The sequence below is a fragment of the Jannaschia maritima genome (assembly GCF_030973515.1).
GTDB lineage: Bacteria > Pseudomonadota > Alphaproteobacteria > Rhodobacterales > Rhodobacteraceae > Jannaschia > Jannaschia maritima.
In genome coordinates this window covers 32,255-44,196 of the sequence record NZ_JARGZA010000013.1, presented here as the reverse complement: position 1 = coordinate 44,196, position 11,942 = coordinate 32,255, and the positions used below count along the sequence as shown (strand labels likewise).

The following is an 11,942-nucleotide window of genomic DNA, read 5'->3' as shown; positions in this document are numbered from 1 at the left end:
CGCCGCCCCCTCCCCTATCTAGGGGGACATGAGTTCCGACGACGGCATGCAACTAGTCTATTGGCTGCTCCTGGGCGGGGTGATCGCGTTCGGGTTCCTGTTCGCGAACAGACACCGGATGGGCGCGATGGTTCGGATGGCGCTGACCTGGGCCGCGATCTTCGCGGGGGTTACCCTGTTGGTGGGGATATTTCTGGAGGATCAGTCACTCATGGCGCCACCGCGGCAAGCCGTGGTCGTGGATGGCGACGGGGGCCTGGCGATCGAGGTGCCGCGGTCGCGGGATGGGCATTACCACATGGTAATGGGGGTCGAGGGGGAGCCGGTGCGCTTCGTCGTGGACACCGGCGCGACCGACATGGTGCTGACCCGCGACGACGCCGAACGTGCCGGCATCGATCTGGAATCGCTGCGCTTTTCCGGCAGGGCGCGGACCGCGAACGGCGAGGTCCGGACCGCAGACGTCGTGCTGGACGAGGTGCGGCTGGGGGATGCGGTGGACCGAAACGTGCGGGCCGTCGTGAACGGCGGGGAGATGAGCCAGAGCCTGCTGGGGATGTCGTACCTGCAGACGTTCGGACGCATCGAGATCGAGAACGACGTCCTGCGCCTGACCCGCTGAGGGACGCCGTATGGTGGGGGGCACCCCCCGTACACCCCCCGTACATACGCAAAGGCACCGTCTGGGGATGATCTTGCGTGATGCATGATCGTTCCAATGGAGGGCAGCGGGGTCCCGCCCGGGCGGATCGCCTATCCGATGCCCGCTGGCGGAGGGTCAGTCCACGTTCGCAGTCGCCTTCTGCGCCCACTTGCCGGATTCCTCCGACCAGTAGCGGGCGCCGATCCCGGCGCGCTTGAGCGCCGCCCATTGGCCGCGGGCGTGCTGGACCGCGTCGTCGTCCATGCCGTCGAAGACGATGCAGGCGCGCCGGAGGTCGGACAGCTCGCCCGCGTCCAGGTCGGCCCCGTCGATGGTCATGACGCAGTCCCGGCCGGTCGCGGTGGCGGCGGTCGTCAAGAGGACGGGTTGTCGGTCGTCGTGCGTGCCCCCCGCCAGCCCGTGGGGGAGGAACGCGTCGGGCGGGCCGCCCCACAGATCCGCGTCGAGCCGTTCGAGGCGCGCGAGGTCTCTGCCGCGTACGGCGACACGCCAGCCCTGCGCCAGGGCGCGGTCCAGCAGCATCGCCAGACCTTCGGCGACGGAGCGGCGGGTGAGGTGGTAGAAATAGACCTCAGCCGGCATTCTCGAACCGGTCGGCGATCAGGCGGTCCAGCGCGCGGACGCCCCAACCGGTGGCGCCCGCGGGCGATAGGTCGGTGCCCTTCGCCACGCTGGCCACGCCCGCGATGTCGAGATGGATCCAGGGCGTGTCGTCCTTCACGAAGCGTTGCAGGAACTGCGCGGCAGTGATGGATCCCGCAGCCCGTCCACCGACGTTCTTCATGTCGGCCACGCGGGACTTGAGCAGCTTGTCGTAGGCCGCGCCCAGCGGCATCCGCCATGCGCCTTCCCCTTCGGCCTTCGCGGCGGCCAGGAACGCATCGCAGAGCGCGTCGTCGTTGGAGAAGACGCCCGCGTTCTCGTGCCCCAGGCCTACGATGATGGCGCCGGTCAGGGTGGCGAGGTCGATCATGCCCGCAGGCGCGAACCGGTCCTGTGCGTACCACATGACGTCGCACAGGACCAAACGGCCTTCGGCGTCGGTATTGATGACCTCCACCGTGTCGCCCTTCATGGACGTGACCACGTCGCCGGGGCGCTGCGCCAGACCATCGGGCATGTTCTCGACCAGGCCCACCAGGGCCACGACGTTGGCACGGGCCCGGCGGGTGGCGACCGCGTGCATGGCGCCCGCCACGGTGCCCGCGCCGCCCATGTCCATGGTCATGTCCTCCATCCCCGCGCCGGGTTTGAGGCTGATGCCGCCGGTGTCGAAGGTCACGCCCTTGCCGATCAGGGCCAGGGGCTTCTCGTCCCCGCCGCCGTTCCACTGCATGACCACGACCTTCGACGGCATGGCCGATCCCTGCCCCACGGCCAGGAGCGTGTGCATGCCCAGCCGTTCGAGTTCATCCTCCTCCAACACCTCGACGTCCACGCCGAGGTCGCGGAGCGAGTCCAAGCGTTCGGCGAAGGTCACGGGGGTCAGGACGTTGGCGGGCGCGTTGACCAGGTCGCGGGTCAGGAACACGCCTTCGGCAGCGGCTCGATGGGCGTCGAAGGTGGTGGTGGCCTCGTCGGGCTTCGACACGGCCACGGTCACGGCGGCGGGGTCGCCTGGCTTGTCGCCGGTCTTGTGGTCGGTGAAGTCGTAGTCGCGCAACACCAGGCCCAGCGTCACGTCGGCAGCGGCGCGGTGCTTGCCCGCCGCCAGCAGGACGGCGCGGGTGCCGCGCAGGCGGGCGAGCGCCGCACCCGCCCTCATCGCCACGTCGCGGTCGGGGCGATCGGGCAGGCGCAGGACCGCGACGGCGGAGGCAGCCGCGTTTGCCGGGAAGGCCAAGTCCATCAGATCCCCGTCAGACAGCTTCTCCCACGCGGGGCTGGCCGTCGCGCGTTCCACCGCACCCCGAGTTAGGCGGTTCACCCGACGCGCGACCTGCGACAGCTTGCCATCGGCCGGCACGATCACAGCCAGGATGCCGTCATGGGCGGCGGCGGCGTCCGCGTCGAACGCCGTGAAGGTGACGGGGGCGGGTCGTGTCATGGCGCGGGCTCCGGGCAGCGGGTGTCGCGCGAAACCTAGGCGGGGGCCGGTGCGAAGGCCAGAGGGGCGGGAACACGCATCGGCGCGCGGCTGACCGAACCGCCCAAAGTTCCGGCAGACCCCGCCCCAGCCGACGTGGCGCTGTGCCGTTACCGTTGCCTGGCGCCCCACAGCCGCCGCACCATCGGCCTGCGACCCGCGTCACGGGCGCGACCGACGGGGGGGGGATGCCTATGACGACCGAGATGGAACGCTTCATCCACGGATTGCCGAAGGCCGAGTTGCACGTCCATCTGGAAGGCACGCTGGAGGCGGAGATGCGCTTCGCGCTGGCCGAACGGAACGGGGTCGATACGGGGTTCGACACGATCGAGGCACTGCGCGAAAGCTATGTCTTCCACGACCTGCCGAGCTTCTTGCAGGTGTTCTATGACGGCGCGTTCGTGATGCTGAAGGCGCAGGACTTCTCGGACCTGTGCTACGCATACCTCGAACGGGTGGCGGCACAGAACGTGCTGTATTCCGAGATGTTCTTCGACCCGCAACAGCATACCGACCGGGGCGTCCCCTTCGAGGTGGTGATCGAAGGGCTGACCGACGGGCGGAAGCGGGCCGAGGACGCGTTCGGCATCAAGTCGGCGCTGATCCTGTGCTTCGTTCGCGAACGCAGCGCGGACTCGGCCATGCAGACGCTCGAATGGGCGATCCCGCACCGGGACCGGATCGTGGGCCTGGGCCTTGATTCCGACGAGAACGGCAACCCGCCGTCGAAGTTCGCCGACCACTTCGCCCGGGCCCGCGCGGAGGGCTTCCACCTGACCATGCATTGCGACCTGGATATCCCCGGCACGCACGAACACATCCGGCAGGTGATCGAGGACATCGAGGTCGACCGCATCGACCACGGCGCCAACATCCTGGAGAGGCCCGACCTGATCGAGAAGACGAAGGCACGGAACCTGCACTTCACGATCTGCCCCACCGCCAATACCATGATCCGAGGTCCGCACGAGCAGGACGTGGTGCGGCGGTCGATGGAGCATGGCCTGCACTTCTCGCTCAACTCCGATGACCCGGCCTATTTCGGACGCGACTACATGAACGGGACGTTCGAGATCACGCAGGCGGAGGCCGGCCTCACGCGGAACGATCTGATCACCGTCAGCCGCCATGCCTTCGAGGCCGCATGGGTGGATGCGGATCTGCGGAACGGGTTCTTGCGCGAACTGGACGCCTACGCCTCCGCGACCGCCTGACGGCGCCCCCTCATCCCTAGGAAAAGGATCGATCATGGATCGCAGGACGTTCCTCGCCGCGAGCGCCGGGCTGATGACGCCGCGCATCGCATCGGCCACCACGGAAACGGCGACCGTGGGCCTGCTGCTTGTGGGACCCAAGACGGATGGCGGCTGGTCGCAGCACCATCACGAAAGCATGCAGGAAGCCATCGATCGGTTCGACGGACGGGTCGATATGATGGTCCAGGAGAGCGTGCCGGAGGGCGCGGACGCCGAACGCGCGCTGACGCAGATGGCGCTGCGGGGCGCGGACCTGATCTTTGCGGCGTCGTTCGGCTACATGGACCCGACCATCGCGGTAGCATCCCGGTTCCCGGACGTGCGGTTCGAGCATGCCACCGGGTTCAAGACCGCGCCGAACGTGGCCGTCTACAACCCCCGTTTCTACGAAGGGCTGGCGGTGATGGGTCATATCGCGGGCCGGATGACGGAGACGAAGAAGATCGGGATCGTCGCGCCCTATCCGATCCCGCTGGTGTTCCGGGGGATCAACTCGATCTTCGCCCATGCCCGGCAGCAGGCCCCGGACGTCGAGATGAACATCGTGTGGATCAACACGTGGTTCGATCCCGCAAGGGAGGCGGACGCGACGCGGGCCCTGCTGGAACAGGGGGCCGACTTCGTGCTGTCGTTGACGGATTCGACCGCGCCCCTGGCCGCGATCGAAGCGCATGGGACCGGATGGGGGTTCGGGTTCACGTCGGACATGGTCGAATACGCGCCGTACCCGCGGCTGTCGTCGGTGATCACCAACTGGACCCCCTACTACGCCGAACGGATCGGCGCGCTGCTGGATGGCACCTGGACCAGCGGGAACCGGTGGGACGGCTTGGCCCATGGGATGGTCTTGGTGGGCGACTTCTCGGACGCGATGCCGCCGGAGGTGCGCGAAAGCGCCGGGGCGCTGGCTGCGGACATCGCATCGGGGGCCGTGCATCCGTTCACCGGGCCCCTGCGGCGGCAGGACGGGTCCGTCTGGTTGGCCGACGGGGCGGTGGCCGACGACGGATCCCTGGCCGGAATGGACTTCCTGTTGGACGGGATCGCGAGCCCGATGCCGCGCTAGGCGGTCATCGATGCACCGGAGAGCGACCCTGTCCTGTGGTGCCGGACCCCTGAAACTAGAACGCCCCGGCCTTTCGGCCGGGGCGTCCCTCGCAGCACATGCGCGGCGGGGGTGGCGGGCCAAGCCGGCCCCTACTCGTATCCGCGTTACATTCCGCCGTGCGAGGCCGCGAAGCCCGTGATGCCGCCCAAGCCCAGCTCGCCCAGGAGCGTAAGGGCGCCAGAGCTCAGGTCGACGAGATAGAGGCCGGCGGTGTCCTCAGCGTCGATCTGCAAGACCGCATAGGCGAGGTCCGATCCTTCCGCCTCCGACACGATGTCGAAGCCGCCGGTGTCGAGGACGTCGACGGCATCCCCATCGATCGTCAGAAGGCCGACCGTCGCCAGCTCGCCCGCGTTGTTGGCCAGCGTCACGAGGGCGTTGGCCCGCGCATCGAGTGCGTATTGCGCCGTGGCGGAGGCCGTACGCCCGTCTATCGCGTTGGTATAGGCATTGGCGAAGATCAACGGGTCCGCGCCGGCAGACGCGTCGCCGTCGACGTAGAACGCATCCGTGAAGCGGCGCACCGAGTTCGCCCGCTCGTCCCCGTCGCCGAACCCTTCCGGGAAATAGACGAGGTTCGCGCCGTCCGCGCCCACCGCGCGCACGGCGTCGATCTGATTATTGAAGTCGAAGGCGACTGCCCCCGCGCCGATGGACGCGTCGTCCGCGAAGGTCGCGCCCAGGTCGGTCAGCGTGCCGGTCGCGGGGTCGATCTCGTACATCGCGCCGTCGGCGTAGCCCAGGAGCTGCCCGGTCACGGGACGATAGGCGATGGCGCGCAGCGGCGCATCAAGGTCGAAGGTCCGCGCGTCGCCCGGCGACGCGATGTCGGACATGGTCACGAGGGTCGCGCCGTCCCCGGCGAGGGCATAACCCATCGTGCCCGCATGGCCCATGGCGAGGGCCGGGCCGGCGGTCGCGAGCGCGAACGCCGTGGCGAGTGCGATCCGTGTCGTGTCCATGTCGTGTGCCTTTTCCCTTGTGCTGGCCCCGCGTTTCGGGACCAATCGTCGGAGCCACGGGGGGCGAGGGTTGGAAGTTTCGGTCGGGTCGGTTTTTTGCGGATGGGCGCTGTGAGCGCCACGGACGGACGGTCCGGTCGGCGGGACCGGCCCGCGGCGCCGTCGGGGGACGTCGCGGCGGATCGCGCGGCGATCGAAGGGTACATCGCACGCGCGGCCTTGGGGGAGCGGGCGGCGTTCACCGCGCTCTATGATGCCACGAGCGGGAAACTCCACGCGGTGTGCATCCGTGTGTTGGGTGCAGGGCGGGATGCAGAGGACGCGATGCAAGACGCCTATGTAAAGGTTTGGCGCAACGCGGGGCGCTATCGCGCGACGGGCCATTCGCCGATGACCTGGCTGATCACGATCGCGCGCAACACCGCCATCGACCGCCTGCGCGCGCGTCGCGGGGATGCGGACGTAGCCGATTACGACGCCGCGTTGGCCGCGCCCGGCGCGACGCCGGAGCAATCGGCCGTGGCCGCGTCCGAGGCCGGACGCCTGGTGGCCTGCCTGGACGAGCTGCCTGCGGATCGCCGCGCGGCCATCACGGGGGCGTATCTGGACGGGCGCAGCTATGCCTGGCTGGCGGCGGAGGCGGGCGTCCCCCTCAACACGATGCGGACGTGGCTGCGGCGCGGCCTGATCGCGCTGCGGGCGTGCATGGCGCGATGACGGACGAATTGGACCCCATCCCCGAGGACGAGCGGGACGACGTGCTGGCGGCGGAATATGCTCTGGGCCTGCTGGAGGACGCGGAGCGCGACGCGGCGCGGCGCCGGGCGGGTGCTGAGCCTGACTTCGCCGCGCGCGTGCTGGCGTGGGAGGCGCGGCTGGCCCCGCTGGGGAATCTTGCGCCGGTCCCGCCGCCCGCCGCCGCCCGCGCGGCCCTGCACGCCCGCCTGTTCCCGGACGCGGCGCCCAAGCCGTTCTGGCGGCGGGCCGGCCCGTGGCAGGTCTTGGCCGGGGCGGCGCTGGCCCTGGCCGTGGCGGTCCTTCTGCTGGTATCCTTCGATCGGAACGGCGGCGGCGGGCCGCTCTATCCGGCCGAGATCGCGTCCGAGGCGGGGGACTTCCGCGTGATCGCGGTCGTGGACAAGACCCGCGACGAGGTCGTCCTGACGCGGACCGCTGGGGCCGCGCCGCCGGGCCGGGTCCTGCAGGTCTGGGCGCATGGGCCGGACGAGCCAGCGCAGTCCGTGGGCCTGTGGCCCGCCGGCGAGACCGTGCGGTTGCCGCTGCCGCCCGAGATCGCCGCCGTGCGGGGCACCCTTACGCTGGGCGTGTCGGAGGAACCGCCCGGCGGGTCGCCCACCGGCTCGCCGTCGGGCCGCGTGTTCGGGACGGTCGACATCCCGGGCGTCGGCCCGTCGTCGTGACGGACGGGGGCGACGCCCTTGGCCCGGTCGCGCGCCGCGGCTAGGAAGAAGCCGACCCCCGCCGGAGCCGCCCCGCCCGTGAGCACGTTCGACCGATACCTGACGGGCCGCCTGCTGGTCTATTTCGCCTTCTTCGCTTCCGTGCTGGCGGCGGTGTATTGGGTGAACCGGGCCATCGGCCTGTTCGACCGGCTGATTGCCGGGGGCTCGAACCTCCGGGTATTCCTGGAGTTCACGGCCCTGGGCCTGCCCTACGTCATCTATCTGACGCTGCCCTTCGCCGCATTGATCGCGACGCTCTATGGCGTCAACCGGCTGGCGTCGGACAGCGAACTGATCGTGGCGCAGACCACCGGGCTGGGCCCCTGGCGCCTGGCTCGACCCGTTCTGGTCTTCGGGCTCGCGGCGGGGCTGGCGGCCGCGATCCTGGGCAATGCGCTGGTGCCCGCCGCGCGCACGGTCCTGGCCGAGCGGGGGGAGGCACTGAACCGCGACGTCACGGCCCGCTTCCTGCGCGCGGGCGAGTTCCTGCACCCCGGCACGGGCGTCACCGTCTATGTTCGCTACGTCACGCCGGAGGGCGAGCTGTTGGGCCTGTTCCTGCAGGACCGTCGGGGGTGGCGGTCGAACACGACCTATACGGCCGCGCGCGCCTATCTGCTGGAAGGACGGCCCGGATCGACCGGCCCGCGGCTGGTGATGCTCGACGGAATGGCCCAAACCCTGGACCGCGCGTCCCGGAACCTGATCACCACGACGTTCGCGGACTTCGCCTATGACCTGGCGGGGCTGGCCGGGGGCGACGAGGTCAGGCGACGCGACGCGCGCGAGATGGGGACCCGTGCGCTGCTGTCGGCCAGCCCGGCCCTGCGGGGCACCACCGGACGCAGCGCCGCGGAATTGCGGTACCTGGGCCATGCCCGCATCGCGGAGCCCCTGTTGACCGCGGTCCTGCCGCTGGTAGCGTTGGGGTTCCTCTTGCTCGGCGGCTATTCCCGAATGGGGCTGTGGCGGCAGATCGGCGCCGCCGTGCTGGTCGCCATCATCCTGCACCTGCTCGCCAACGTGGGGGAGAAGGCGGCGGTGGAGGACGGCGCGCTATGGATGACGTATCTGGCCGTCCTGATCGGGGCGGCGCTGGCCGCGGGACTGCTCTGGCGCGGCACGGCGTCCCGGGCTCCGTTCCGCCGAGGGCGGGCGGCATGACCCTGTCGCTGTACCTAGCGCGGCGCTTCGCGTTCCTGACCGCGCTGGTCACATTGGTCTTCACCGGCCTGATGCTGCCCATCGACCTGGCCGAACAGCTGCGCCGGTTCGGCGACGACGGCGCCACCTTGGGCGACGCCGCGCGGTTGGCCGCGCTGAACCTGCCCGGGGCACTTAACCAGATTCTGCCGCTGATCGTGATCCTGGCGACGCTGGCTCTGTTCCTTTCGCTCGCGCGCTCTTCGGAATTGGTTGTCGTCCGAGCCGCCGGTCAATCGGGCTTGCGGGCCGTTTCGGCCCCCGCCGCGGCGGCGCTGGTCCTGGGGATTGCGGGGCTGGCAGTCGTGAACCCGATCGTCGCAGCCACGCAGGCGACGTACGAACGCGAAGCGGCGCGCTTCGCGAACGACTCAACTTCCGTGCTGTCGGTCGACGACGAGGGGGTCTGGCTGCGTCAGGGTGACGATGATGGGCAGACGGTGATCCAGGCGCTGCGCTCGTCGCTGGCGGGCACGGTCCTGTTCGATGCGACATTCACATCCTTCGCGCAGGACGGCACCCCGGTCGAGCGGATCGACGCATCACGGGCCGAACTGCGCGACGGCGACTGGTCGTTGCGTTCCGCCAAGCGCTGGCCGCTGGCGGCGTCGGAGAACCCCGAGCGGGACGCGGAGACCGTGCCCCTGTTGACGATCCCGTCCACCCTGACGGAGGACCAGATCCGCGACAGCTTCGGCGTGCCGTCTGCCATCCCCATCTTCGAGCTGCCGCGCTTCGTCGCCCGGCTGGAGGCGGCGGGGTTCTCCGCGCTGGCGCACCGCATGTGGCTACAGATGGAACTGGCCTCACCGTTGATGCTGGCCGCCATGGTGCTGATCGGCGCGGCCTTTACCATGGGACACGTGCGGGCGGGCGGGACCGGGCCCCTGGTTCTGCTAGCGCTGGTGCTGGGCTTCGGCATGTTCTTCCTTCGGGACTTCGCGCAGGTGCTGGGCGAGTCGGGCCAGATCCCGGTCGCCCTGGCGGCCTGGACCCCGCCCCTGGCGGCGATCCTGCTGGCGCTCGGGATCATCCTGCGACTGGAGGACGGCTGATGGGGAAGGGATTCGCCTATCTCCTGGTCGCCATGCTGATCGCGACCGCCCCTGCGGCGCGGGCACAGACGGGTCCCGCGACGCTGGTCGCCGACGACATCGCCTTCGACCAGGGCAGCCTGACAGCCAGCGGCGCGGTCGAGATATTCGCCGATGGACGCGTCCTGCGCGCGCGCCGGCTGACCTATCTGCGCGAGGAGGATCGCCTGCTGGTCGAGGGGCCGTTGACGCTGGTCGACGGGGACCGATCGATCCTGGTCGCCGACTTCGCGTCGCTATCGCGCGACCTGCGCGGCTCCGTGCTGCGCGGGGCCAGGCTGGTCCTGGACCGCCGCCTGCAGATCGCCGCCAACGAGGTCGTACGCGACGAGGCGGGACGCTACACGCAACTCTACGAGACGGTGGCGTCCTCCTGCGAGGTCTGCGCCGACCGACCCACGCCGCTGTGGCAGATCCGTGCCCGCCGGATCGTCCGCGACGAGGTCGAGCGACAACTCTACTTCGAAGGCGCGCGCTTCGAGGTCGCCGGCGTGCCCGTTGCCTGGTTCCCGACCCTACGACTGCCGGGACCCGGGCTCGCGCGGTCGACCGGGTTCCTAGCTCCGCGGTTCCGGTCGGACGACATCCTGGGGACCGGCGTAACGGTCCCCTACTTCGTCGCGCTGGGGCCGTCGCGGGATCTGACCGTGGCGCCGTTCGCCACGAACCGGGGCGCTACGGCGCTGAACCTGCGGTACCGTCAGGCGTTCGACGCGGGCGCCTTCGCCATCGAAGGGGCGTTCGGTCGCGACGACACCCGCCGCGGATCCACCCGTGGCTATGTCTTCGCGGACGGGTCGTTCGTGCTTCCGCTAAACTACCGGCTCGACTTCGACCTGGAGGCCGTCACGGACGACACGTACCTGCTGGACTATGCGATCACCGAGAAGGACCGCCTGGACAGCCGCATCGCCCTGTCGCGGGTGGAACGCGACAACCGGATCCTGGCGGAGGTCATCGCCTTCCGCACCCTGCGCGACGGCGAGCGTAGCGACACGCTGCCGTCCCGCGTGGTGACGTTGACCCGCGAGCAGCGCCGCGACCTGTGGGGCGGCATCAGAAGTTGGCAGATCGAGGCGCACGGACGGGAACGGCCGGTCAGCGTCGCCCCCCCGGGCTTCCCCCCGTCCTCCGCGCGGGACGTGGCGCGGCTGTCGGCCTCGGCCGGGTGGCGGCGGCATTGGGTCCTGGGACCGGGCCTGGTGACGACCGCCTTCGCCGAAGGGCATTTGGACGTCTACCAAGTGGCGCAGGACCCGACCTTCGCGGACCGGATGGTCACGCGCTTCGTCCCGTATGCCGGGCTGGAGGCGCGCCTGCCCCTCGTGCGCCACGACGGCACCGTGCGGCACGTCCTGCAGTCGATCGCCCAGATCGTCCTGGCGCCCGACCGCCGCCCCGCGGTCCCCAACGAGGACAGCATCACGCCGGAGTTCGACGAGGGCAACCTGACCGCCACCTCGCGCTTTCCCGGCCGTGACGTGCGCGAGTTGGGTCGCCGGGTGAACCTGGGCCTGTCCTATGCGCGCGAACCGTTGGAGGGCTGGTCGGTGGACGCCTTCGTCGGTCGCACCTTCCGCACCCGCGACTTGACGCAGTTCCCGACGGGGACGGGTCTGGATTCGAAGGCTTCGGATTGGCTGGTGTCGCTGGCCGCGGGCACGGGCGAGCGCATCTCGGTGCTGTCGCGGACCTTGTTCGACGACCGCCTGGACGTGTCGCGGTCCGAGACGATCCTGCGGTGGCGCGACGCGGATGCGCGGCTGGAGACACGCTATACCTTTCTGGAAGCGGACGCCGCGGCGGGGCGGCCGATCGACACGTCCGAGTGGGGCCTGGACGCGGGCGTGGACCTGACCGCCGACTGGACGGGCCGCGTCAACTGGCGCTATGACTTCGTGACGAACGACGCCAGCCGCGCGGGGATCGGTCTGACCTATCGCTCCGATTGCGTGACGGTCGATTTCGACGTCGAGCGGCGGTTCACCTCCGGGTCGGTCCTGCAATCGACGACGCTGTTCGGGCTGAGCGTCGAGCTTGCGGGATTCGGCGCGGATGATGCAAGGAAGCGGCGGAACCGCTGCGGCACGTAAGGACCCATCG

At 70.0% G+C, this 11,942-nt stretch carries 11 protein-coding genes; 8 read left to right on the top strand and 3 right to left on the bottom strand.

All coding sequences use genetic code 11. The features are described 5' to 3' along the window. Positions 1 to 28: 28 nt before the first annotated feature. The gene (locus P0084_RS13195) at positions 29 to 622 is read left to right on the top strand and encodes a retropepsin-like aspartic protease family protein (RefSeq protein ID WP_308917329.1); all 594 of its coding nucleotides are present in this window, start codon (positions 29 to 31) and stop codon (positions 620 to 622) included. Between the two features lie 156 nt (positions 623 to 778). Here P0084_RS13195 and P0084_RS13190 read toward each other — a convergent pair whose 3' ends face one another. Then, a complete protein-coding gene (locus tag P0084_RS13190) occupies positions 779 to 1,246 on the bottom strand; it encodes a DNA polymerase III subunit chi (protein ID WP_308917328.1) in 468 nt (155 codons plus the stop codon). Then, the gene (locus P0084_RS13185; protein WP_308917327.1) at positions 1,236 to 2,711 is read right to left on the bottom strand and encodes a leucyl aminopeptidase; all 1,476 of its coding nucleotides are present in this window, start codon (positions 2,709 to 2,711) and stop codon (positions 1,236 to 1,238) included. Before P0084_RS13185 ends, P0084_RS13190 begins: the two co-directional genes overlap by 11 nt. Positions 2,712 to 2,944: 233 nt before the next feature. On the opposite strand from P0084_RS13185, the gene add reads away from it, so the two are divergent. After that, entirely contained in the window at positions 2,945 to 3,967 is a 1,023-nt protein-coding gene (gene add, locus P0084_RS13180) for an adenosine deaminase (RefSeq protein WP_308917326.1), read from the top strand. A 34-nt stretch (positions 3,968 to 4,001) separates the two neighbouring features. Beyond that, complete coding sequence (locus P0084_RS13175; protein WP_308917325.1) at positions 4,002 to 5,075, top strand: BMP family ABC transporter substrate-binding protein; 1,074 nt, start codon at positions 4,002 to 4,004, stop codon at positions 5,073 to 5,075. Positions 5,076 to 5,221: 146 nt separating this feature from the next. On the opposite strand, the gene P0084_RS13170 is transcribed toward P0084_RS13175, so the two are convergent. Beyond that, the gene (locus P0084_RS13170) at positions 5,222 to 6,079 is read right to left on the bottom strand and encodes a DUF4394 domain-containing protein (RefSeq protein ID WP_308917324.1); all 858 of its coding nucleotides are present in this window, start codon (positions 6,077 to 6,079) and stop codon (positions 5,222 to 5,224) included. Between the two features lie 102 nt (positions 6,080 to 6,181). Here P0084_RS13170 and P0084_RS13165 point away from each other — a divergent pair, with 102 nt between their 5' ends. The 5 genes from P0084_RS13165 (at position 6,182) to P0084_RS13145 (ending at position 11,932) form a co-directional block, all read left to right on the top strand. After that, positions 6,182 to 6,796 carry a sigma-70 family RNA polymerase sigma factor gene (locus tag P0084_RS13165; RefSeq protein ID WP_374213654.1) on the top strand — a complete coding sequence of 205 codons (615 nt, stop codon included), beginning with the start codon at positions 6,182 to 6,184 and terminating at the stop codon, positions 6,794 to 6,796. Beyond that, on the top strand, positions 6,793 to 7,500 hold the full coding sequence (locus tag P0084_RS13160) for an anti-sigma factor (RefSeq protein ID WP_308917323.1): 708 nt from the start codon (positions 6,793 to 6,795) through the stop codon (positions 7,498 to 7,500). Before P0084_RS13165 ends, P0084_RS13160 begins: the two co-directional genes overlap by 4 nt. Positions 7,501 to 7,578: 78 nt before the next feature. After that, positions 7,579 to 8,706 (top strand): LptF/LptG family permease, encoded by a 1,128-nt coding sequence (locus P0084_RS13155; protein WP_308917322.1) that lies wholly within the window; start codon positions 7,579 to 7,581, stop codon positions 8,704 to 8,706. Beyond that, the gene (gene lptG, locus P0084_RS13150) at positions 8,703 to 9,800 is read left to right on the top strand and encodes an LPS export ABC transporter permease LptG (protein WP_308917321.1); all 1,098 of its coding nucleotides are present in this window, start codon (positions 8,703 to 8,705) and stop codon (positions 9,798 to 9,800) included. The genes P0084_RS13155 and lptG overlap by 4 nt, the downstream gene beginning before the upstream one ends. Continuing rightward, the gene (locus P0084_RS13145; protein WP_308917320.1) at positions 9,800 to 11,932 is read left to right on the top strand and encodes an LPS-assembly protein LptD; all 2,133 of its coding nucleotides are present in this window, start codon (positions 9,800 to 9,802) and stop codon (positions 11,930 to 11,932) included. Before lptG ends, P0084_RS13145 begins: the two co-directional genes overlap by 1 nt. The last annotated feature ends 10 nt before the right edge of the window (positions 11,933 to 11,942 follow it).